The sequence below is a fragment of the Leisingera sp. genome, assembly GCF_982940295.1.
Genome location: NZ_CEYXRG010000012.1, coordinates 115278 through 137304, shown reverse-complemented (window position 1 = coordinate 137304; position 22027 = coordinate 115278). Strand labels below are relative to the sequence as shown.

At 66.5% G+C, this 22027-nt stretch carries 19 protein-coding genes and 1 riboswitch; of the genes, 18 read left to right on the top strand and 1 reads right to left on the bottom strand.

The window, feature by feature from the left end; all coding sequences use genetic code 11:
• The first annotated feature begins 489 nt into the window (after window positions 1-489).
• From AC4HIX_RS12830 to glpD, 14 genes are all read left to right on the top strand, one after another.
• Complete coding sequence (locus tag AC4HIX_RS12830; RefSeq protein WP_490399203.1) at window positions 490-1110, top strand: YceI family protein; 621 nt, start codon at window positions 490-492, stop codon at window positions 1108-1110.
• Window positions 1111-1214: 104 nt separating this feature from the next.
• Window positions 1215-2441 carry an MFS transporter gene (locus tag AC4HIX_RS12825; protein WP_475046740.1) on the top strand — a complete coding sequence of 409 codons (1227 nt, stop codon included), beginning with the start codon at window positions 1215-1217 and terminating at the stop codon, window positions 2439-2441.
• A 247-nt stretch (window positions 2442-2688) separates the two neighbouring features.
• Window positions 2689-4407: a methionine--tRNA ligase gene (gene metG, locus AC4HIX_RS12820; RefSeq protein WP_490399202.1), complete on the top strand. Its 1719-nt coding sequence runs from the start codon at window positions 2689-2691 to the stop codon at window positions 4405-4407.
• A gap of 370 nt (window positions 4408-4777) precedes the next feature.
• Complete coding sequence (gene hemP / locus AC4HIX_RS12815; protein ID WP_008554566.1) at window positions 4778-4948, top strand: hemin uptake protein HemP; 171 nt, start codon at window positions 4778-4780, stop codon at window positions 4946-4948.
• Between the two features lie 10 nt (window positions 4949-4958).
• Window positions 4959-5438 (top strand): hypothetical protein, encoded by a 480-nt coding sequence (locus tag AC4HIX_RS12810; RefSeq protein WP_490399201.1) that lies wholly within the window; start codon window positions 4959-4961, stop codon window positions 5436-5438.
• Window positions 5439-5464: 26 nt separating this feature from the next.
• Window positions 5465-6733 (top strand): imelysin family protein, encoded by a 1269-nt coding sequence (locus tag AC4HIX_RS12805; protein ID WP_490399200.1) that lies wholly within the window; start codon window positions 5465-5467, stop codon window positions 6731-6733.
• Window positions 6734-6823: 90 nt separating this feature from the next.
• A complete protein-coding gene (locus tag AC4HIX_RS12800) occupies window positions 6824-7837 on the top strand; it encodes a porin (RefSeq protein ID WP_490399199.1) in 1014 nt (337 codons plus the stop codon).
• A gap of 211 nt (window positions 7838-8048) precedes the next feature.
• Window positions 8049-8342, top strand: a complete 294-nt coding sequence (locus AC4HIX_RS12795; RefSeq protein WP_475046748.1) for a (2Fe-2S)-binding protein — start codon at window positions 8049-8051, stop codon at window positions 8340-8342.
• Window positions 8290-8778, top strand: a complete 489-nt coding sequence (bfr, locus tag AC4HIX_RS12790; protein ID WP_475046749.1) for a bacterioferritin — start codon at window positions 8290-8292, stop codon at window positions 8776-8778. The genes AC4HIX_RS12795 and bfr overlap by 53 nt, the downstream gene beginning before the upstream one ends.
• Complete coding sequence (locus AC4HIX_RS12785) at window positions 8765-10297, top strand: di-heme oxidoreductase family protein (RefSeq protein ID WP_490399198.1); 1533 nt, start codon at window positions 8765-8767, stop codon at window positions 10295-10297. Before bfr ends, AC4HIX_RS12785 begins: the two co-directional genes overlap by 14 nt.
• The gene (locus AC4HIX_RS12780; RefSeq protein ID WP_490399197.1) at window positions 10297-11292 is read left to right on the top strand and encodes an imelysin family protein; all 996 of its coding nucleotides are present in this window, start codon (window positions 10297-10299) and stop codon (window positions 11290-11292) included. Before AC4HIX_RS12785 ends, AC4HIX_RS12780 begins: the two co-directional genes overlap by 1 nt.
• 17 nt (window positions 11293-11309) lie before the next feature.
• Entirely contained in the window at window positions 11310-12389 is a 1080-nt protein-coding gene (locus tag AC4HIX_RS12775) for a DUF1513 domain-containing protein (RefSeq protein WP_490399196.1), read from the top strand.
• A 138-nt stretch (window positions 12390-12527) separates the two neighbouring features.
• A complete protein-coding gene (locus AC4HIX_RS12770) occupies window positions 12528-13313 on the top strand; it encodes a DeoR/GlpR family DNA-binding transcription regulator (RefSeq protein ID WP_490399195.1) in 786 nt (261 codons plus the stop codon).
• On the top strand, window positions 13306-14883 hold the full coding sequence (gene glpD / locus AC4HIX_RS12765) for a glycerol-3-phosphate dehydrogenase (protein WP_490399194.1): 1578 nt from the start codon (window positions 13306-13308) through the stop codon (window positions 14881-14883). The genes AC4HIX_RS12770 and glpD overlap by 8 nt, the downstream gene beginning before the upstream one ends.
• 105 nt (window positions 14884-14988) lie before the next feature.
• Here glpD and cobO read toward each other — a convergent pair whose 3' ends face one another.
• Window positions 14989-15624 (bottom strand): cob(I)yrinic acid a,c-diamide adenosyltransferase, encoded by a 636-nt coding sequence (gene cobO / locus AC4HIX_RS12760; protein WP_475046758.1) that lies wholly within the window; start codon window positions 15622-15624, stop codon window positions 14989-14991.
• A 51-nt stretch (window positions 15625-15675) separates the two neighbouring features.
• Window positions 15676-15893, top strand: a riboswitch (cobalamin riboswitch).
• A 96-nt stretch (window positions 15894-15989) separates the two neighbouring features.
• Here cobO and AC4HIX_RS12755 point away from each other — a divergent pair.
• The 4 genes from AC4HIX_RS12755 to cobG all read left to right on the top strand — a co-directional run bounded on the left by AC4HIX_RS12755 (window position 15990) and on the right by cobG (window position 22026).
• Window positions 15990-16400, top strand: coding sequence for a DUF1636 family protein (locus AC4HIX_RS12755; RefSeq protein ID WP_490399193.1), 411 nt, complete (start codon window positions 15990-15992; stop codon window positions 16398-16400).
• A gap of 2 nt (window positions 16401-16402) precedes the next feature.
• The gene (gene cobW / locus AC4HIX_RS12750) at window positions 16403-17437 is read left to right on the top strand and encodes a cobalamin biosynthesis protein CobW (protein WP_174148261.1); all 1035 of its coding nucleotides are present in this window, start codon (window positions 16403-16405) and stop codon (window positions 17435-17437) included.
• 183 nt (window positions 17438-17620) lie between these two features.
• On the top strand, window positions 17621-20866 hold the full coding sequence (gene cobN, locus AC4HIX_RS12745) for a cobaltochelatase subunit CobN (RefSeq protein ID WP_490399192.1): 3246 nt from the start codon (window positions 17621-17623) through the stop codon (window positions 20864-20866).
• Complete coding sequence (gene cobG / locus AC4HIX_RS12740) at window positions 20863-22026, top strand: precorrin-3B synthase (RefSeq protein ID WP_490399191.1); 1164 nt, start codon at window positions 20863-20865, stop codon at window positions 22024-22026. Before cobN ends, cobG begins: the two co-directional genes overlap by 4 nt.
• Window position 22027: the final 1 nt, after the last annotated feature.

The window sequence follows — 22027 nt, the reverse complement described above, 5'->3', positions numbered from 1 at the left end:
GACCGCTTGCCCCATGACAGCTTGGCCAGTGATGACACCGCAGGCAGCCAAAGCTGCTGGAGCCTGCAGCGCCTGCGCGCCCGCACCCTGCCGCCCTGCAGCTGGCAGGTCCTCCAGGCCGCCCGCGGCGGCGCGCTGCGGGCTGTTCCGGCGCCCCCGGCAGCCACGGATCCCGCCCCGGCCGCCCGCGGCCTGCCGCACGCGCTGCCCCAAGGCCTCCCCCATGGCCAAACCGGGGCTCTCCCGCACCCGCAGGAGGCCCTGGCTGCACCAGCGCCGCCTTAGCGGCTTTGGGCCCGGCACCGGGCTTTGCCCGGTGCCGGGCCCAACAGGCAGAGGCTTTTGGCAAAAAGCCGGCGCCTGGCGGGAGCCCGCCGCTGTTTTTCGAACGGGCAAAACCTTCACGGATGCACGCGGGAAAGTGAGCCCCCGCCTCCGGCAAACCCGGATAAGCTCAGACAGCAGCCCGCAAAACGGATTGGGAAACCCATGCACACAGCCCGGACCCCGCCTGCCCGGATACAGCGCCGCTGCCTGCTGGCCACCCTCAGCGCCGCGCTGCTGGCGCCGCAGGCGCTGATGGCGGCGCCGCTGCCGTACCGCCTGGTCCCGGAGGCCACGGACGTCCGCTTTACCTTCCTGCTCAACGGCCAGCCCCAGCAGGGCCGCCTTCCGGTCCGCGCCGCCCGCATCCGCATCGACCCGCAGAACCTGGCCCGCAGCCAGGCCGACATCACCCTAGACGCGCGGCGCGCCCGGACCGGGCTGATCTTTGCCACCGAAGCGCTGAAAAGCCCGGGCGTTCTGGACACCAACCGGTTTCCGGAGATCCGCTTCCGCTCCACCCGCATCCGCCTCGGGCCGGACGGGCGGCTGTCCGGCGGCGCGCAGATCACCGGCGACCTCACCCTGCGGGGCACCACACGGCCGATCACCCTGCAAGCCGCGCTCTACCGCCGCCCCGGCACCGCGCCCGGCGACCTGCGGGAACTGGACGTGCATCTGACCGGTGCGCTCAGCCGCGCGGCCTTTGGCGCCACAGGATACACCAATCTGGTCGCCGACCGGGTGAGCCTGGCCATCCGGGCCCGCATCCGGCAGGCCCGCTGACCCCGCCGGCGCTGTGCCGAAAAGCACCGGCGCGCAAAAATACGACACGGGTTTGGCGGAAACCGGCTGGCAATGCCGTCCCAGCCTGTCATGGTCGCACCGTTATGCGCCTGATCGTCTCATTTGCCGCCCTGTTCCTTTCCGTCATCCTGCTGCAGCTTTCAACCGGAGGCGTCGGCCCGCTCGATGCCATCTCGGGCCTGACGCTGAATTTCACCAAGGAGCAGATCGGCCTCCTCGGTTCCGGCCACTTCTTCGGCTTCTTCATCGGCTGCTGGTGGGCACCGCGGCTGATGGGCAGCGTCGGCCACTCCCGCGCCTTCGCAGCCTTTACCGCGCTTGGCGCAATCGGGCTGCTGGGCCACACGCTGACCGAAAACCCCTATGCCTGGGCGGCGATGCGGATGGCGTCGGGTCTGTGCGTCGCCGGCTGCTACACGGTGATCGAAGCCTGGCTCAACGCCAAGGTCACCAACGAGAACCGCGGCCGCGCCATGGGAACCTACCGGCTCGCCGACCTCAGCGCCTCGCTGGCAGCGCAGCTGATCATCGCTGTGCTGCCGCCCGCCGCCTATATCTCTTACAACCTGCTGGCGGTGCTGTGCTGCGCGGCGCTGCTGCCGCTGACCCTGACCCGGGCCAGCCAGCCGGAAACCCCCGACGCCCCGCGCCTGCGTCCCAAACTGGCCTGGCGCTGCTCGCCGCTGGCGGTGGCGGGCGTGATCGTCGCCGCGCTCAGCTCCGCCTCCTTCAGGATGGTCGGCCCGGTTTACGGCCAGGAAGTCGGCCTGGAGATCGGCCAGATCGCCTTTTTCCTTGCCTCCTTCGTCCTGGGCGGCGCACTCGCGCAATATCCGATGGGCTGGCTGGCCGACAAATACGACCGCCGCTGGGTGCTGATCTGGCTGTCCGGCGCCGCCATTCTCAGCTGCGGCGTCACCATGGCGGCCAGCGGCACCGGCACCCTGGGCGTTTTGCTGACAGCAGGCTTTTTCGGTTTCACGACCTTCCCGATCTTCTCGGTTTCCGCTGCACACGCCAACGACTTCGCCACCTCCGCGGAACGGGTCGAGCTGTCGGCGGCGCTGATGTTCTGGTACGCGCTTGGCGCCATCGCGTCGCCCTATGTCTCCTCGGCGCTGATTGATGCCTACGGGCCGCCGGCGCTGTTTGCCTATGTCGCCGCCGGCCATCTGCTGCTGATCGTCTTTGGCCTCAGCCGGATGCGCGCGCGCCCGGTGCCGGAGGAACGCACCAGCTATGTCTATGCGCCGCGCACCTCCTTCACCATCGGCCGCCTGCTGAAGCGGGCGCGCGAGCGGCGGGAATAAAGGTCAGCAATGCTGTCCGAATGTTTCGCGCGCGAAACATTCGGACAGGACCTTTGACCCTTTAAGGCTTTGTTTACAATTGCGGATTGCGCCCATGCAAAGCCGGCTCAGGGGCGGCGGGAAAATTGCCCGCCCTCCAAAGAGCGGGCGATTCCACCCGCCACCTCCCGCGCGGCGCACACCAGGGGTTTCCGCCGCGCGTGGCATGCGTTAGACGGGCCTCTGACGCATTACCTGGATGGATGGCATGGCACGCATTCTGATCACTTCGGCGATCCCTTACATCAACGGGATCAAGCATCTGGGCAACCTGGTGGGCTCGCAGCTGCCTGCCGACCTGTATGCCCGGTTCCAGCGCGGACGCGGCAATGAGGTAATGTTCCTCTGCGCCACCGACGAGCACGGCACCCCGGCGGAACTCGCCGCCGCCAAGGCAGACAAGCCGGTCGCGGAATACTGCGCCGAGATGCACGCCATCCAGTCGGAAATCGCCAAGGGCTTTGCCCTGTCGTTCGACCATTTCGGCCGCTCCTCCAGCCCGCAGAACCACGCGCTGACCCAGCATTTCGCAGGCAAGCTGGCCGAGGCCGGGCTGATCCGCGAAGTGACCGAGAAACAGGTCTATTCCAACGCCGACGGCCGCTTCCTGCCTGACCGCTATATCGAGGGCACCTGCCCCAACTGCGGCTACGAGCGCGCCCGCGGCGACCAGTGCGAGGAATGCACCAAGCAGCTGGACCCCACCGACCTGATCAACCCGCGCTCTGCCGTCTCCGGCTCCACCGACCTGGAAGTGCGCGAGACCAAGCACCTCTATCTGTGCCAGTCGCAGCTGAAGGACCAGCTGGACGCCTGGATCGACTCCAAGAAGGACTGGCCGGTCCTGACCACCTCGATCGCCAAGAAGTGGCTGCATGACGGCGACGGCCTGCAGGACCGCGGCATCACCCGCGACCTGGACTGGGGCGTGCCGGTCAAGAAAGGCGACGAGGCCTGGCCCGGCATGGAAGGCAAGGTCTTCTACGTGTGGTTCGACGCGCCGATCGAATACATCGCCTGCGCCGCCGAATGGGCCGAGGCCAACGGCAAAACGGATGCTGATTGGCAGCGCTGGTGGCGCACCGACAAGGGTGCGGAGGACGTTAAATATGTCCAGTTCATGGGCAAGGACAACGTCCCCTTCCACACCCTGTCGTTCCCGGCCACCATCCTGGGCTCGGGCGAGCCGTGGAAGATGGTCGACCACCTGAAATCCTTTAACTACCTGAACTATGACGGCGGCCAGTTCTCCACCTCGCAGGGGCGCGGCGTGTTCATGGACCAGGCGCTGGAGATCCTGCCGGCCGACTACTGGCGCTGGTGGCTGCTGAGCCATGCGCCGGAAAGCTCTGACTCCGAATTCACCTGGGAGAACTTCCAGCAGTCGGTGAACAAGGACCTGGCGGACGTGCTGGGCAACTTCGTCAGCCGCATCACCAAGTTCTGCCGCTCCAAGTTCGGTGAGGAAGTTCCGGCAGGCGGCGAATACGGCGAGCAGGAGCAGGCGCTGATCGGCGAGCTGACCACCCGCATCCGCGCCTATGAGGGCCACATGGAGGCGATGGAGGTCCGCAAGTCGGCACAGGAGCTGCGGGCGATCTGGGTTGCCGGCAATGAATACCTGCAGTCCGCCGCGCCTTGGTCGGTGTTCAAGGAAGACCCCGAGCGCGCCGCTGCGCAGGTGCGCCTGGGCCTGAACCTGATCCGCCTTTACGCGGTGCTGTCTGCCCCCTTTATCCCGCACGCCACCGACACGCTGATGGCGGCGCTGAATTCGGACGACCGCAGCTGGCCCGAGGATGTGGCGGCAGCGCTCTCTGCCCTGCCCGCAGGCCACGGCTTCACCGTGCCGGAGGTGCTGTTCGCCAAGATCACCGACGATCAGCGCGAAGAGTGGCAGGGGCGCTTCTCCGGCACCCGCGACTGAGGATTGCAGCACAAACTTTGCCAAAGGCCGCCCACCGGGCGGCCTTTTCTGTTGGGTCATCCCTTCGCGCCTGCACAAAAATTAATTCTTACTAAAAAACTCGGATTGACATACCTGAGCAATTAATTCAGGAATACAGGCATTCCAGCCAGCCTGACTCGGATCGGGCGAGCCCGAGTGACGTGTAATCAACCGAGATCGCCCCCATGCCGAACGGAGACAGCCGCCCCCGCGGCCCTCAAGTCAAGGAGCTGGAACCGGAAGACATGCGCCTGTTGTGGCCGCAGGTCTTTGCGTCGTCCGGCGCTCTGTCCGGCTTTTGTCTGGAATGGCTTCTGGACAGGGCGGAATTCAGCAATGGGCGAAAGACATGAACCAGATTGCCTCCAAGCCGGTGCCGACCACCGCAACCACCGAAGTTTTCCCCACCTACCACGCCGAGGACCTGACCCGCGGCGGCGTGCAGGCCCGTATCCTGCTGAACGGCCAGATCTATTCGCTGCGCATCACCCGCGCGGGCAAGCTGATCCTGACCAAGTGAGCGGACGGCGATGAGCCCTGAGCACGCAACGCCCCGCGGCGGCGTCACCGTCGGCACCCTGTCCGATCTTCCGCCGCTGGAAGCCGGAGCGGTGATCTACCTGCGCCACTGGTTTTCCGGGGATGAGACCCGCGAGCAGATGCGCCGCGACTTCGAGGTGAACTTTGGCCCGGAAATGGCCGAAACCGCATTTGAGGCCTTTGGCTATCTCTGCAATTTCTGCGCCGCCCATGGCCGCCGCCCGCTGGTGCGCCACGGCATGACCTGCAAATGCCTGGGCGCGGATGAGAACTGTTTTGCCAACCTGCTGGCCTCCGCCGCCGAGGGCCAGCAGGACGACGCTCATATCCTCGCCTCACTGATCGTCACCCCGCGCAAGGCGCAGGAGCTGACCCGGCTCGCCTCTGACTGCGGCCTGCTGATGCAGCAGATCATGGGCGTTCAGCCGCCGCCGCAACCGGCCCGGCCGGCCGCCGCGACCCTTCATTGAATTCACAAAACCCAAGGACGCATATCATGAAATCCCTGTTTCTCGCAGGCACGGCTCTGGCCGGTCTGACCCTTGGCGCCTCCGCCGCGCTGGCCGCTGACAAGTCCGCGGTGCTGACCAACTACGCCAACATCGCCGAAGCCAAGTACCAGGACAGCCTCGCCACCGCGCAGGTGCTGAAGGCCGCCGTGGACGCGCTGGTCGCACACCCGTCCGCCGAACACCTGGAGGCCGCCCGCGCCGCCTGGATCGCCGCCCGTGTTCCCTACCAGCAGTCCGAGGTGTTCCGCTTTGGCAATGCCATCGTCGACGACTGGGAGGGCAAGGTGAACGCCTGGCCGCTGGACGAGGGCCTGATCGACTATGTGGACGCCTCCTATGGCGGGCCGACCGAGGAAAACACCCTGGCGGCGCTGAACGTGATCGCCAACCCCAGCTTTGAGCTGTCGGGCAAGACCATCGACGCCGCCAAGATCACCCCTGAGCTGCTGGAAGGCGCCCTGCACGAGGCCGACGGGATCGAGGCAAACGTGGCCACCGGCTATCACGCCATCGAGTTCCTGCTCTGGGGCCAGGATCTGAACGGAACCGGACATGGCGCGGGCGACCGCCCCTGGACCGACTATGCCCAAGGCGACGCCTGCACCGGCGGCAACTGCGGCCGCCGCGGCGAATACCTGCAGGCCGCCACCGACCTGCTGATCTCCGACCTGGAATGGATGGCCGCCCAATGGGGCGCTGAAGGCGAGGCCCGCACCGCCCTTCTGGCCGATGAAAATGCCGGAATCACCGCGATGCTGACCGGCATGGGCTCTTTGTCCTATGGCGAGCAGGCCGGCGAACGGATGCGCCTGGGCCTGATGCTGAACGACCCGGAGGAAGAGCACGACTGCTTCTCCGACAACACCCATAACAGCCACTACTACGACGGGCTGGGCGTGCAGAACGTCTATCTGGGCGAATACGTGCGGGTGAACGGCGAGCTGGTTTCCGGCCCCTCGCTGTCGGATCTGGTCACCGCCAAGGACGCCGGTCTGGACGCCGAGATGCGCGGCAAGCTGTCTGACACCATGCTGGCGCTTGGCCGTATCAAGACCGCGGCGGAAGCAGGCTTTTCCTATGACCAGATGCTGGCCCAGGGGAACGAAGCCGGCGAAGCGCTGGTGATGGGCGGTGTGAACGGGCTGATCGGCCAGACCCGCTCGATCGAGCGCATCGTGACCACTCTGGATCTGGACGGCGTTGCCATCGAAGGCTCCGACAGCCTCGACAACCCCTCTGCGGTCTTCAACTAAGTCCTCAGACGAATAATCAGACGATCCGAAAACCGGGGGAGCCAGCCAGCTGACTGCAGCGAGGCTCCCCCCTGCAAAAAAGAAAACCCCATGAAAATCAAATCCTCCGCGGCGCTGGCCCTCAGCGCCCCTGCTCTGCTGTGCGCGAACGCGGCCCTGGCCCAGGGCTTCAGCTGGGAAGGCGAAATCGAGATCGCCAATGAAAGCGTCCTGTCTTCCGATGACGCCGCCAGCGAGATCCGCGACACCTTTGCCGTGATCACTGCCTCCGGCGCCTATGCCTTTGGCAACGGCGTGGAAATCTTTGCAACCGTGACCGCCGAGTCGCTGACGGATGCAACTGATGACCGCACCTTTGACGATATGGGCGTCTATATCGAAGAACTCGGCGTCTCCTTCGGCATCGGCGAAGCGACCACTGTGTCTGCGGGTAAGCTGCACCCGGTGTTCGGCACCGCCTGGGACGACGCAGCGGGCTATTTCGGCAGCTCGATTGCCGAGGATTACGAGCTGGTTGAGCAGATCGGCATCCTGGCGGACGTTGAGCTGAACGGCGCGGGCACCCTGTCCTTTGGCGTGTTCTACGCGGATGACTCCGGCCTCAGCCGTTCTGTTGGCTATGACCGGGGCCGCACCACCACCGCCGACGGCGGCGCGGGCAACACCGGGGAGCTGGACAACTTCGCCATCCAATGGACGCAGGAGGCCGGCAACACCCGCTACCACATCGGCGCCCGCCACCTGAGCGCAGGCGCCGGCGACGTCGATGACGAGCAGGGCGTGGTCGCAGGCCTTGCGCATTCCTTCGACGGCGGTTTCGACCTGTACGGCGAGGTGGCTTCCTTCTCCAACGCGGGCGGCTCTGCGGATGACGCGCTTTATGCAACCCTGACCGGCGCCTACACCATCGGCAGCGTGACCCTGTCCGGCGGCCTGGTGCACCGCGATCTCGACACCTCCGGCGAAACCGACCTGATCACCATCGGCGCCGATTATGAGTTCAGCAGCGGCGCCACTGTCAGCGGCGGACTCGCCCGGGTTGACGAGGCCGGCACCAAAAGCACCGTTCTGGGCGTGAACCTGGTCATCCCGCTGGGCGCCTGACGTTTCCCTCGGTGAGCTCGGGCATCCCCTGAACAGCACCACACTCGGGGCCGCAGCTTGCGGCCCCCTTTTTTTCGGCGGGCCGCCGCCGCAGGCTGCAATCCCAAGCGTTTTACTCTGGATATGCCTTGAATCCCCAGCAAATCTGTCAGATATATTTTCCAACGGAATCACTTGGCCTTTTGCGCCACCGGGCAAGGACGCAAGCAGCATGATCGTTTGCCACTGCACCAACATATCGGACCACGACATCCGCGCCGCCATCGACTGGATGCGAAATGCCGACCCCGAAACGATAATCACCCCTGGCAAGATTTATCACGCCTTGGGGAAAACCGCTGATTGCGGCGGCTGCATGCCGCTTTTCCTCGACACGATGCGTTCCAGCAGTAAGCTGGAAGTACCTGCGCAGCTTACGAATTTACGCGCAGCATCAATTCGGGAGAAAAGTAATGAAGGGCGACGCCAAGGTCATCGACTATCTCAACAAAGCGCTGCGCCATGAGTTGACGGCGGTCAGCCAGTATTGGCTGCACTACCGGATGCAGGAAGATTGGGGCCTGGGCAGCATGGCCAAGAAAAGCCGCGAGGAATCCATCGAAGAGATGGAGCACGCGGATAAATTGATTGAAAGGATTTTGTTCCTCGGCGGCCACCCGAACCTGCAGAAACTGGACCCGCTGCGGATCGGCCAGACCCCGAAAGAAACCCTCGAATGCGACCTTGCCGCCGAAGTGGACGCCCGCGCGCTCTACAAGGAAGCCCGCGACGCCTGCAACAAGGCGGGCGACTACGTTACTCAGAAACTGTTTGAAGACCTGATGGCGGATGAAGAAGGCCATATCGATTTCCTCGAAACGCAGCTTGAACTGCACGACCGGATCGGTGCCGAAAACTATGCCCAGCTCAACGCCACCAAAATGGCAGATGTTGAAGACTAACATTGCTTTGGCTGCCGCGCTTGCGGCGGCCACTCCCCTTGCGGCACTGGACCTGGCAAGCCGCTACCAGGAAGACCCGCACCTCTCTCCCCTTCCCCGCACTGACGCCGAACGCGCCCGGATCGAGGCCGTCACATCTCCCGCCACGGATTTCTCCGCGCCAGAACCTTACGAGGATCTGCCCGCAGGCGCCGCCACCGTGCGCGCCCGGACGGATGACGAGGCGTTTTCCCAGCATTCCGCCAACCTCTCCTTTGAGCAGGAGCTGGAATTCAAGCTCGGCAACGGGCTGTTCAAGAAGATCTGGGTGTTTTCCCCCGCGTCCACCAAGGCCTCCGATGGCTTGGGCCCGCTCTACAACGCGCGCTCCTGCCAGCGCTGCCACCTGAAGGACGGCCGCGGCCATGTGCCCGAGCAGCCCGATTACAGTTCAACAACCATGTTCCTGCGCGTCTCTGTGCCGGGCCCGGTGCCGCCAGGGCTGGAAGCGGTCAGCGACTATATCGGCACCGCGCCCGATCCGAACTACGGCAGCCAGCTGCAGGATTTCTCTGCCCCCGGCATCGCCCCGGAATACAAGCTGCAGGTCGAATACGAGGAATTTGAGATCGCCCTTAACGGCGGCGAAACCGCCACCCTGCGCCGCCCCGGCTACACCGCCGCAAACCTCGGCTACGGCCCGCTGGCCGAAGGTGCCATGCTCAGCCCGCGGGTTGCCCCGCCAATGATCGGGCTCGGCCTTTTGGAGGCGATCCCCGCCGCCGATATCCTTGCCCATGCGGATGAGAACGACGCCGACGGCGATGGCATCTCAGGCCGCGCCAATCTGGTCTGGTCGCAGGAGTTCAACCGGATCCTGCTGGGCCGCTTCGGTCTCAAGGCCGGCGCCCCGACGGTCCACCACCAGTCTGCCGCCGCATTCTCGGGCGATATCGGCATTTCCACCCCGCTGTTCCCGTCCCATGCCGGCGAATGCACGGATCTGCAAACCGCATGCCACAGCGCCCCGCATGGCGGAGATGATTCCCGTGAAACCGAGATCGACCAGCCCAACATGGATCTGGTCACCTTCTACAGCCGCAACCTGGGCGTGCCCGCCCGCCGCAATGCGGATAATCCGAAGGTGCTGCGCGGCAAGCAGGTGTTCTACGACAGCGGCTGCGCCTCCTGCCACGTGCCGAAATTCGTAACCCACCGGCTGCAGGACCGCCCGGAACAGAGCTTCCAGCTGATCTGGCCCTACTCCGACCTGTTGCTGCACGACATGGGCGAGGGCCTTGCCGACAACCGGCCCGAGGGCCGCGCGACGGGCCGCGAATGGCGCACCGCGCCGCTCTGGGGCATAGGCCTGACCCAGCAGGTCTCGCCGCGCGCCACCTTCCTGCACGACGGGCGCGCCCGCACCCTGCTGGAGGCCATCCTGTGGCACGGCGGCGAGGCGGAAGCCGCCAAGACCCGCGTCGTGGAGCTGCCGCCCCAGGACCGCGCCGACCTGATTGCCTTCCTGGAGAGCCTCTGATGCGCGCCCTTGCCCTGACACTCGCCCTTGCCGCCGCCCCCGCCGCGGCGTCCGAGCTGTCCAGCAGCATCACCGATCAGCTGATCCTCCCCGCGTTTGAGGAGCTGGCAACAGATGCAGCCATGCTGGCCGACGCAGCCCAAGCTGATTGCACCCCGCAGTCCCCGGCGCTGCGGGCGGCCTATAGCGACGCCTTCGATGCCTGGATTGCCGCCAGCCACTACCGCTTTGGCCCGACTGAAACGGACAGCCGCGCCTTCGCACTGGCCTTCTGGCCCGACAGCCGCGGCAAAATCCCCAAGGCACTCGGCAATCTGATCCGCAGCGAAGACGCAGGCATCAAGGAACCCGCCGGTTTCGCCAGCTACTCCATCGCCGCCCGCGGCTTCTACGCGCTGGAATACCTGCTCTATGACCCGCAGCTCTCCACCGCCGGCAGCGCAGAATACCGCTGCGCCCTGACCCGCGCGATCAGCACGGACATCGCAGCCACCACGCAGGCCATCAGCACCGACTGGAACCTCAGCTACGCCGCCGAGCTGCGCGCGCCGGGAACCCGCTACCAGACCGAAGACGAGATCACCCAGGAACTGCTCAAGGCTCTCAATACCGGACTGCAAGTGCTGGACGACATGCGCCTGGGCCGCCCGCTGGGCACATTTGACAAGCCCCGCCCGAACCGCGCCGAGGCCCGCCGCTCCGGGCGCAGCCTGCGTCACGTGCTGCTGTCGCTGAACGCGCTGGAGCCGCTGGCATTGGCACTGGCGGAGGGTCACCGCGGTTTGCAGGCAGAAATCACCGGACACTTCTCCACAGCCCGCAAAAAGGCAGAGGCGCTGGACGACCCGGTCTTTGCCGGTGCCGCAGACCCCGCCAGCCGTATCCGCATCGAGGCACTGCAACAGGAGATCAAGGACCTGCGCACGCTGATGAGCGAAGAGCTTGGCCCCGCCCTTGGCGTCGCGGCCGGCTTCAATGCGCTGGACGGCGACTAAGGAAAAGGGAAAACGGCATGACCTCCCGCCGCGGATTTCTGGCCGGGCTGCTGGCCGCAGGCCTCGCCCCCCGGGCCACCTGGGCCAGCGCAGGCAGCCCCGCCTTTCTGTCCGCGGGCAAGGATGCGGGCGGGGCCTTTTTCCTCGCAGGCCTCACCGAAACGGGCGAGATCCTCTTCCGCCATCCCCTGCTCGGCCGCGGCCATGCAGCCGCCGCACACCCGGCCCGGCCTGAGGCCGTCGCCTTTGCCCGCCGCCCGGGCCGCTTCGCCGACGTGATCGATTGCCGCTCAGGCGCCGCCATCGCCCGGCTGCAGCCGCCCGCAAGCCATCACTTCTATGGCCACGGCGCGTTCTCCCCTGACGGCAGCCGCCTGTTCACCACCGAAAACGATTTCGAGAACGCCCGCGGCGTGATTGGCGTCTGGGACACCGCCAGCGGCTACCGCCGCATCGCCGCCTTCCCCTCCGGCGGCATCGGGCCGCACGATATGCTGCTGCGCCGGGACGCGCCGGGGCTGGTTGTGGCCAATGGCGGGATTGAGACCCACCCCGACAGCGGCCGCGCCAAGCTGAACCTGCCTGATATGCGCCCGAACCTCAGCTACCTGAGCCTGGACGGCGCCTTGCAGGACCAGATGGAACTGCCGCAGGAGCTGCATCTGAACTCGATCCGCCACCTCGCCATGCGCGCGGACGGCACGGTTGGGTTTGCCATGCAGTGGCAGGGGAACGCGGGGGAGCTGGTTCCAATCGTTGGCCTCCACACGCCAGGAAGCCCCCCAAGGCTGATGGCAGACGGCGACCCGCGGGTTCTGAACCTCAACGGCTACGGCGGATCCATCGCTTTTTCGCCGGACGGTGCCTTGGTCGGCGTCACCTCCCCGCGCGGCGGCGTGCTGCAGCTGATGGACACCGCCAGCGGGGACCTCGTTCAGGAACACAGGATGGCGGATGTCTGCGGCCTCGCCCCCGCGCCCGGCGGCTTTGCTGCCAGCACCGGCACCGGCCAGTTCTTTGCGGTCGCAGCCTCCGGCAAACAGCCGATGCACCGTGCCGGCCTTGCTTGGGACAACCACCTGATCCCGCTCGCCTGAACCTGTCCCTTCCCGGCTGCGAAGGCGCGTCCGCAACGGCGCGCCCTTTTCGTGTTGGTGCTCAGCGAAATCAAAACGAAAACACATCGTGACTCTCCGCGCGCAATACGCTAGAGAATCGCAGCGAAAGGAAAGCAAATGGATGCCTCCGGCCGTCAGAACGAAATCATCGCCCTGCTGAACCAGCAGGACCGGGTCGAGGTCGAGGACCTCTCCCAGCGCTTTGGCGTCTCGTTGCAGACGGTGCGGGCAGACCTGCGCGACCTTTCGGCCCGGGGCGCGCTGTCGCGCGTGCATGGCGGTGCGGTGCGGCTCAGCTCCGCTGCCAGCCAGGATTACGCCGACCGGCGCAAGCTGAACGCAAGCGGCAAGCAATTGATGGCTGCCGCCGCGGCCGAACTGATCCCCGACAATTGCTCTCTCACCCTCAACATCGGCACCTCCACCGAACAGGTGGCCCGCGCTCTGTCGGGCCATCGCGGGCTGACGGTGATATCCAACAATATCAACATTATCAGCATGATGATGGGCGGACAGGCCAAGGAGCTGATCCTGGCTGGCGGCACCGTCCGGCAAAGCGACGGCGCCATCGTCGGCGAGGACGCGGTCGAATTCATCTCCCGCTACAAGGTGGATTTTGCCGTCATCGGCGCCTCGGCGCTGGATGCCGACGGTGCGGTGATGGACCACGACGCCCGCGAAGTCTCTGTCGCCCGTGCCATCCTCAAGAACGCACGGCAAAAGGTGCTGGTATGCGACGGCAGCAAGTTCGACCGCTCCGCCCCGGTGCGGATCTGCGACGTGGCCGACCTGGATGTGGTGATCACCGACCGGCCCGCGCCCGTAGAATTTGCCGAGGCCGCCCGCGCCGCCGGAACCCGCATCCTGACCGCAGGACAAAACGAAAGCAGCGAAAATGACTGACACCCCTGTAACGGACCTTTTCATCATCGGCGGCGGCATCAATGGCTGCGGCATCGCCCGCGATGCCGCAGGCCGCGGCCTGTCGGTGACGCTGGCAGAGATGAACGATCTTGCCTCCGCCACCTCCTCCGCCTCGACCAAATTGTTCCACGGCGGCCTGCGTTATCTGGAATACTTCGAGTTCCGCCTGGTCCGCGAGGCGCTGATCGAACGCGAGGTGCTGCTGAAAGCCATGCCGCACATTTCCTGGCCGATGCGCTTTGTGCTGCCCTTTCACAAGGACATGCGGTTTGACAGCGAGACACCCACGTCCAAGCTGCTGACCACCTTCATGCCGTGGATGAAGGGCCGCCGTCCGGCCTGGCTGATCCGGCTGGGCCTCTTCATGTACGACAGCCTTGGCAAACGCGGCATCCTGCCCGGCACCGCCAAGCTGGACCTGACAAGCGACCCGGCGGGCCGCCCCCTGAAAGGCAAATTCAAAACCGCGTTCGAATACTCCGACTGCTGGATCGAGGACGCCCGCCTGGTGATGCTGAACGCGCGCGACGCAATGGCCCGCGGCGCCAGCATCCTGACCCGGACCGAAGTGCTGTCCGCGGACCGCAAGGCCGATCACTGGGTGATCCGCACCAAGGATCGCGCAACCGGCGAGGAGCAGGAGCACCGCGCAAAGATGCTGGTCAACGCAGGCGGCCCCTGGGTTGCCGACGTGCTGCACCAGAAGCTGGGCCAGAACAGCCGCGAGAACATCCGCCTGGTGCGCGGCAGCCATATCGTGGTGCCCAAACTGTTCGACCACGAGCGCTGCTATTTCTTTCAGGGCACCGACGGGCGGATCATCTTTGCCATTCCTTACGAGCAGGATTTCACCCTGATCGGCACCACCGACGCCGACCACCCGGACCCGGACACCGCACCGGTCTGCACCGAAGCCGAGCAGGATTATCTGGCGGCCTTTGCCTCCGAATACTTCGAGAAGCCGGTGACGCGCGACGATATCGTCTGGACCTACTCCGGCGTGCGCCCGCTTTATGACGACGGCGCCAGCTCCGCCACCGCGGCCACCCGCGAATACGTGCTGACGCTGGACCAGGCGCAGGCGCCGCTGCTCAACGTCTTTGGCGGCAAGATCACCACCTACCGCAAACTGGCCGAGGCGGCTCTGGCGAAGATCGGCGAGGTGTTCCCGCAGCTGCCCGCCGACTGGACCGCAGGCGTGGCCCTGCCCGGCGGCGACTTCCCGGTGGCGGATGTGGCAAAGCTGACATCCAAACTCGCCGCGGACTATCCGTTCCTGACACCCTACTGGGCGGGCCGGATGATCCGCGCCTATGGCACCGAGGCCTGGGAGGTGCTGGGTGACGCGAAATCCGCCGGCGATCTGGGCCAGGACTTTGGCGCCACCATCACCGCGCGGGAGCTCGACTGGGCGATTGCCCGCGAATGGGTGCGCGCGGGCGACGATTACCTGTGGCGGCGCACCAAGCTCGGCCTGCGGCTGGATGAAACCCAGCGCGCAGCGGTGGATACCTACATCCAAGGCAAGGCCGCACAGCTCGCGGCATAGAACTGAGGGACGGGCCAACCCGAGGGGAGGTGCAGTCGCGCCGCCCCGTGGGGGCGGGTTGGCGCGGCCCGGCCTATCGGCCGGGCGGGACATTCAGAAAGCGTCTTAAAACTCGACGCCCTTCTGCGCCTTCACCCCGGCGCGGAACGGGTGCTTGATCTGGCCCATCTCGGTCACCAGATCGGCGATCTCGATCAGCTCTTCCTTGGCGTTGCGCCCGGTCAGCACCACATGCGTCATCGGCGGCTTGTGCTCCACCAGGAACTCCAGCACCTCCTCCAGGTCCAGATACTCATAGCGCAGCGCGATGTTGATCTCGTCGAGCAGCACCATGGTGTTGCGCTCATCCAGGATCATCTCCTTGGCCTTCTCCCAGCCCTTCTGCGCGGCGGCGATGTCGCGGGCCTTGTCCTGTGTCTCCCAGGTAAAGCCCTCGCCCATTGCATAGAACTGGCAGAGATCGCTGAAGTTCTCCTCGATCAGCGTCCGCTCTCCGGTCTGCCAGGCGCCCTTGATGAACTGCACCACGGCGCAGGGCATCTTGTGGGCGATGCAGCGCATGATCATGCCGAACCCCGACGAGGATTTTCCCTTGCCCGGCCCGGTGTGAACGATGATCAGGCCCTTCTCGCCGTCCTTGGTCTTCATCATCCGGTCGCGCGCGGCCTTCTTCTTGGCCATTTTCGACGCATGACGGGCGGCTTCTTCTTCTGAGATGCCGGTTTCAGACTTTTCGCTCATGGGGGCTCTCCAGCTGTTTGACCCCATGTCTTGACAAAGAAGGGCGCGATAGCGCAAGGGGGTTTCGCTGGTTCCTGCGAAAGCAGGCGAAGAGGGAATGTGAAGGCCGCCAAATATCTTTGGATTGCCGAAGCACAGCCGCCCCCGCGACCGTGACCGGATGAGGCCGCCATGCCACTGGGAGAGACCCCGGGAAGGCAGGATGGCCGGCAAGGCAAAGCGCCTTGGCATCCGCAAGCCGGGAGACCTGCCAGCGAGAGAGAGAACAACGGGCGGGCGGGGTGTTCCGCGACCGGTTGAGGGGCTGGCACGCCGCCGCCCCCCTTTCGGCCATCCCCACGCCTGCCGCGACAGGAGACGCGCCGATGGCTGACGATATGGCGGGCAAGACCGCCAGCACCCCCGGACCGGTCACGCTGACCGTTTGCCTCACATGCCGCCGCGAGGGCGCCGACCCGGAGGCCGCCCGCCCCGGCGCTATCCTGCACGCCGCATTGGAAGAGGCCGGAATGCCCGAAGGCGTCCGACTGCGCGGCGTTGAATGCCTGTCCTCCTGCAAACGCGGCTGCGCCGTGGCGCTGGTCGGCGGCACAGAGCGCTGGACCTATGTCTACGGCGACCTCGACCCGGACCAGCACGTCCCCGAAATCCTGGAAGGCGCCGCGGCTTACGCCGCCACCGCCGACGGCGTCGTGCCCTGGCGCGAACGCCCGCAGACCTTCCGCAAGCAATCCGTTGCCCGCATCCCGCCGGCCAAGTTCTTCTCCGAGGAGTAATCATGAGCGACCTCAACAAGATCCCCGTCACCGTCATCACCGGCTTCCTGGGCGCGGGGAAAACCACCCTGATCCGCCACCTGATGCAGAACCCGCAGGGCAAGCGCCTGGCCGTGGTGGTGAACGAGTTCGGCACTGCCGGCGTGGACGGCGACATCCTGAAGTCCTGCGCCGATGAGAACTGCCCGGCGGAAAACATCATGGAGCTGGCCAACGGCTGCATCTGCTGCACCGTCGCGGATGACTTCATTCCCACCATCGAACAGCTGATGGACCTGCCGGAAAAGCCGGATCACATCGTGATCGAAACCTCCGGCCTGGCCCTGCCGAAACCGCTCCTGAAGGCTTTCGACTGGCCCGCGATCCGCTCCCGCATCACCGTTGACGGCGTGATTGCGCTGGCCGATGCCGAGGCCGTCGCCAAGGGCCAGTTCGCCCCCGACCTGGACGCGGTTCAGGCCCAGCGCGAGGCCGATGACAGCATCGACCACGAAACCCCGCTGTCCGAGGTGTTCGAAGATCAGATCTCCTGCGCCGACATCGTTCTCTTGTCCAAGGCTGACCTGGCCGGCGACGCAGGCGTCGAGAAGGCCCGCGCGGTGATCGAGGCCGAGGCGCCCCGCAAGCTGCCGATCCTGCCGATGAGCGAGGGCGTCATCGACCCGCGCATCATCCTGGGCCTGGGCGCCGCTGCCGAGGACGACCTGGAAGCCCGCCCCAGCCATCACGACGGCCATCACGACCACGAGCATGACGATTTTGAAAGCATCGTTGTCGAAATGGGCGAAGTCTCCGACCCGGAAGCGCTGCAGAATGCCATCGTGAAACTCGCCCGCGAGCGCAACATCCTGCGCGTCAAAGGCTATGTCGCGGTGGAGGGGAAACCGATGCGGATGCTGGTTCAGGCCGTGGGCGAGCGCCTGCGTGCCCAATACGATCAGCCCTGGGGCGCGCAGCCGCGCAAGACCGCCCTGGTGGTCATTGCCGAGCACGACGACATCGACGAACAGGCCATCCGCGCCGAGCTGGGAGCGTAAGCAATGCCGGTCTGGCGCTTCATTTCAAATGACATTGCCCGGCCGCAGGCCGGGCTGCGCCCGATCCTCCCGTCAAACCAAGGGTTTGCCTCCGGCAAAATGGGAGGGCGCATTCGCACCCTCCCAGGCTCGGGCGCAGCCCTCAGAGCGCCCATTGCTTGCCAGAATACAAAGGCCTGACCCATGCACGTCGTCTTCCGCGAAAGCCACGGCCTTGACGAGACCGATACCCCGCAGGACCTCGGGCAGACGCCTGCGGACCTTGTGGTGCTGTCCTTCTCCGACAGCGATCTCGGCGCCTTCGCGGCGGGCTGGCACCGCGCGGACGGCAAACTGCCCAGCTTGCGCCTCGCCAACCTGGTGGCGCTCAAGCACCCGCTGTCGGTCGACGTCTACGCGGAACAGACGCTGGAGGGCGCCAAGGGCGTCCTGGTCCGTCTGATCGGCGGCGAAAGCTACTGGTCCTACGGCCTCGCCACGCTGCAGGACCTCGCCCGCCGCAAGGGCATTGCGCTGGCAATCCTGCCTGCCGACGGCCGCGAGGATGCGCGGCTCGACGAGCTGTCCACCCTTCCCGTCTCCACCCTGCGCCGCCTGCAGTCCCTATGCGACGCCGGCGGTGCGGTCGCGGCTCAGGCCGCGCTGGCCCAGCTGTCGCTGGCGGCAGGCCTCTACGCAGGACCCGTGATCGGCCTCAAAACCACCCCCGAGCATGGCTTCTATGACCCGGCCAAGGGCGTGCTGGCCGACCTGCCGCCGCAGGACAAACCGCTGGTGCTGGTGAGCTTCTACCGCTCCTACCTCACCGCCGCCGACACCGCCCCGGTGGATGCGCTGATCGAAGAGCTGCGCGCCCGCGGCTACGCCGCTTATGGCGCCTTTGCCGCCAGCCTCAAGGCCCCCACCGCCGCCGATTGGCTGCGCGACAAGCTGCCCGGGCTGAACCCGGCTGCCATCATCAACGCCACCGCCTTTTCCGCTCAAGGCACTGATGGCAGCGCCTCGCCGCTCTCCGCCACCGGCTGCCCGGTGTTCCAGGTCGCCCTCTCCACCGCCCGCAAAAAAGACTGGGCCGAGGCCGACCGCGGTCTGTCGCCCGCCGACCTCGCCATGCATGTGGTGCTGCCGGAGGTGGACGGCCGCATTTTCGCAGGTGTCGTCAGCTTCAAATCGCCGGGCAAGAAAGACCCGGACCTGCAGTACTCCCGCTTCGCCCACCGCGCCGACGCAGACCGGATCAAGGCCGCCGTTGACCGCGTGGAGGGCTGGCTGCGCCTCGCCAAACTGCCGAATGCAAACAAACGCCTCGCCCTGATCCTCTCCACCTACCCCGGGAGAGACCACAACCTCGCCCATGCCGTCGGCCTCGACGCGCTGGCCTCCTGCGACGAAATCCTGCGTGAGCTGGCCGCCCAGGGCTACGCGGTCGACGCTCTGGAAAACACCGGCCTGCGGCTGATGGAAGAGGCCCTCAGCGTCCCGCTGGAGGACTACCGCCAGGCCCTCGCCACCCTGCCGCAAGACCTGCAGAACACCCTGGTCGAGGCTTGGGGCAGCCCGGAAGAAGACACCGATTGCCGCGACGGCGCCTTTCATTTCAAGGCTTTGCGTGCTGGCAACGCCCTGGTCGCCCTGCAACCCGAACGCGGCGAAGTGAAAACCCGCGTCGACGACTACCACGACCTCGACCGCACCCCGCGCCACGCCTATGTGGCCTTTTACCTGTGGCTGCGCGCCCAGACCGACGCCCTCGTCCACATTGGCGCCCACGGCACCCTGGAATGGCTGCCGGGCAAGGCGGTGGCGCTCTCCGGCGCCTGCTGGCCCGAGGTGCTGACCGGCCCGCTTCCGGTCGCCTACCCCTTCATCGTGAATGACCCCGGCGAGGCCGCCCAGGCTAAGCGCCGTATCGGCGCCGTCACCATCGGCCACCTGCCGCCGCCTCTGGCGCAGACCACCCTGCCGGAGGGCATGTCCCGCCTCGAAAGCCTGCTGGACGAATATTCCACCGCCGATGGCCTCGACCCGGCCCGCCGCGACCGGCTGATCGGCGACATCCGGGCAGAGGCGCAGGGCACCGGCGTCGAAGCCGACCTCGGCCTCACGCCCGACACCTCCCCGGCTGAGGCGATCACCCGCATCGACGCCTTTGTCTGCGACATCAAGGAAAGCCAGTACGGCGAGGGGCTGCATATCTTCGGCACCGGCCAATGCGGGCTTGAGGAACGCGCCGGCCTCATCGCCGCGCTGAACGGAAAAATCGTCACCCCCGGCCCCTCCGGCTCGCCGTTCCGGGGCCGCGCCGATGTGATCCCCACCGGGCGCAACCTCTTTACCACCGACCCGCGGGCGGTTCCGTCGCGGGCGGCGCATGCGCAAGGGGTCAAGCTGGCGGAAGAGCTGCTGCGCCGCCACCTTCAGGACCACGGCGACTGGCCCCGCGGGCTGGTAATCGACCTCTGGGGCTCCGCCACCATGCGCACCGCGGGCGAGGAATTCGCGATGGCCCTGCACCTCGCGGGCCTCGCGCCCCAGTGGGACGAAGGCTCCGAACGCGTCTCCGGGTTTGAGGTGCTGCCGCTCTCGATGCTGAACCGCCCCCGGATCGACGTGACCCTGCGCGTCTCCGGCCTGTTCCGGGACGTCTTCCCCGGCCTTGCCCAAATGTTCGAAAGTGCCGCTGCCGCACTGGCGGGCCGCGAGGAAACCCAGGCCGACAACCCCTATCTCACCGAGACCCCGCGCGTCTTCGGCCCCAAGCCGGGCCAGTACGGCCTGTCGATGAACCCGCACTTGGACGACTACAGCGACGAGGCCCGCGCCGCGGCAGGCGAGGCCTGGCTCAACGCGTCCTCCCACGCCATCGACGCCAAGGGCGCGATCACCGACGCCCGCGAGGCGCTGGAAACCCGGCTGCAGGGCGCCGACAGTTTTGTGCACCTGCAGGACCTGCCGGAAACCGACTTGCTGGTCGCCTCCGACTACGCCGCGCATGAGGCGGGCTTTGCCGCTGCCATGGCGCGCATCGGCCAGGCGGCACCGGCGCTCTACCACATGGACGCCACCCGCCCCGACAAGCCGCAGGCGCGCAGCTTGGGCGAGGAAATCGCCCGCGTCACCCGCGCCCGTGCCGCCAACCCGGACTGGGCCACCTCGATGATGAACCACGGCTTCCGCGGCGCGGCGGAGATCGCTGCTACCCTCGACCACATGGCAGCCTTCGCGCATCTGGCGCAGGTGGTGCAACCGCATCTGTTCGACCTCTATTTTGAGGCCACCTTGGGCCGCGATGACCTAGTGGAGTTCATGGAGCGCGAAAACCCCGAGGCGCTTGCCGCCATGCGCGACCGCTTCCGGGCGCTGTTCGACGCCGGTCTCTGGAGCACCCGGCGCAACTCGATCATGGCCGAACTGGAGGGCGCCGCATGAGTGCCGCCGCTAAGCCCAAGGTCTACGGCTGGTGCCCCGGCGCGCTGCGCCCGATGATGTCCGGCGACGGGCTGGTGGTCCGGGTGCGCGCACCGCTGGGTAAACTGTCGGTTACCCAGGCGCGCGGTGTGGCAAGACTTTCGCAGGACTTCGGCAACGGCCTGCTGGATATCTCCGCCCGCGCCAACCTGCAGATGCGCGGCATCCGCGAAGACGCGCATGCAGAGCTGATCGAAGCCTTGCGCGATCTCGGCCTGATCGACAAGGACGCCAGCGCCGAAGCCCGCCGCAATGTCCTGCCCGCCCCGTTCTGGGCCGAGGGCGACGATACCCACGCCATCGCCATAGACCTGAGCGCTGCACTGACTGCCGCAACAGACCTGTCCCTGCCGGGCAAATTCGGCTTTGCCGTCGACTGCGGCGCGGAACCCGTGCTGCAAGACATTGCCGCCGATATCCGCGTCGAGCGCACAAACGATGGCCTGATCCTGCGCGCAGACGGTGCAGAAACCGGCCTGCCCGTCACACGTGAATCCGCCGTTCCCGAAGCCCTCACCCTGGCCCGCTGGTTCCTCGACCAGGGCGGCGCGCCAGAGGGCCGCGGCAGGATGCACCGTCTCATCGCGCGCCGCGGGCCGCCGGCGGCGCACACGGCACCGATGGCAAAGGCGGGCTTCACCGCAAAACCAGGCACTGTCCCCGCGGGGACACTCGCCGCTTTGGAATTCGGCCAGATGCCCGCCGCCACGCTGGCAAAGCTGGCAGACCACGGGCCGATCCGCCTCACCCCCTGGCGGATGTTGCTGGTGGAGAGCGCCGCCAGTCTCCCGCCCCTGCCCGGCCTGATCTTGGATGCAACCGATCCGCGCCTGCAAGTGGTCGCGTGCACCGGCGCGCCCGGCTGCCTGCAGGCGCTTTCTTCCACCCGCGATCTGGCGCGGGACTTGGCGGCCCATGTCCCCGCAGGGACAAAGCTGCATGTTTCCGGCTGCGCCAAGGGCTGCGCCTGCCCGGGCCCCGCACCACTTGCGCTGACGGCCACCGGCAAAAACGAATTCTCTCTGATCCGCAATGGCACCGCCGCGGATCAGCCGCTAAAGACCCACCTGAGCGCCGACGCGTTGCGCGCCGCTCCCGAACTTCTGACAGAGGGCAGCTGAC

Bases quoted from the DNA above. Each gene is read 5' to 3' on its own strand.
- AC4HIX_RS12830 (WP_490399203.1), top strand. From the start codon at position 490: ATGCACACAGCCCGGACCCCGCCTGCCCGGATACAGCGCCGCTGCCTG.
- AC4HIX_RS12825 (WP_475046740.1), top strand. From the start codon at position 1,215: ATGCGCCTGATCGTCTCATTTGCCGCCCTGTTCCTTTCCGTCATCCTG.
- metG (WP_490399202.1), top strand. From the start codon at position 2,689: ATGGCACGCATTCTGATCACTTCGGCGATCCCTTACATCAACGGGATC.
- hemP (WP_008554566.1), top strand. From the start codon at position 4,778: ATGAACCAGATTGCCTCCAAGCCGGTGCCGACCACCGCAACCACCGAA.
- AC4HIX_RS12810 (WP_490399201.1), top strand. From the start codon at position 4,959: ATGAGCCCTGAGCACGCAACGCCCCGCGGCGGCGTCACCGTCGGCACC.
- AC4HIX_RS12805 (WP_490399200.1), top strand. From the start codon at position 5,465: ATGAAATCCCTGTTTCTCGCAGGCACGGCTCTGGCCGGTCTGACCCTT.
- AC4HIX_RS12800 (WP_490399199.1), top strand. From the start codon at position 6,824: ATGAAAATCAAATCCTCCGCGGCGCTGGCCCTCAGCGCCCCTGCTCTG.
- AC4HIX_RS12795 (WP_475046748.1), top strand. From the start codon at position 8,049: ATGATCGTTTGCCACTGCACCAACATATCGGACCACGACATCCGCGCC.
- bfr (WP_475046749.1), top strand. From the start codon at position 8,290: ATGAAGGGCGACGCCAAGGTCATCGACTATCTCAACAAAGCGCTGCGC.
- AC4HIX_RS12785 (WP_490399198.1), top strand. From the start codon at position 8,765: ATGTTGAAGACTAACATTGCTTTGGCTGCCGCGCTTGCGGCGGCCACT.
- AC4HIX_RS12780 (WP_490399197.1), top strand. From the start codon at position 10,297: ATGCGCGCCCTTGCCCTGACACTCGCCCTTGCCGCCGCCCCCGCCGCG.
- AC4HIX_RS12775 (WP_490399196.1), top strand. From the start codon at position 11,310: ATGACCTCCCGCCGCGGATTTCTGGCCGGGCTGCTGGCCGCAGGCCTC.
- AC4HIX_RS12770 (WP_490399195.1), top strand. From the start codon at position 12,528: ATGGATGCCTCCGGCCGTCAGAACGAAATCATCGCCCTGCTGAACCAG.
- glpD (WP_490399194.1), top strand. From the start codon at position 13,306: ATGACTGACACCCCTGTAACGGACCTTTTCATCATCGGCGGCGGCATC.
- cobO (WP_475046758.1), bottom strand. From the start codon at position 15,624: ATGAGCGAAAAGTCTGAAACCGGCATCTCAGAAGAAGAAGCCGCCCGT.
- AC4HIX_RS12755 (WP_490399193.1), top strand. From the start codon at position 15,990: ATGGCTGACGATATGGCGGGCAAGACCGCCAGCACCCCCGGACCGGTC.
- cobW (WP_174148261.1), top strand. From the start codon at position 16,403: ATGAGCGACCTCAACAAGATCCCCGTCACCGTCATCACCGGCTTCCTG.
- cobN (WP_490399192.1), top strand. From the start codon at position 17,621: ATGCACGTCGTCTTCCGCGAAAGCCACGGCCTTGACGAGACCGATACC.
- cobG (WP_490399191.1), top strand. From the start codon at position 20,863: ATGAGTGCCGCCGCTAAGCCCAAGGTCTACGGCTGGTGCCCCGGCGCG.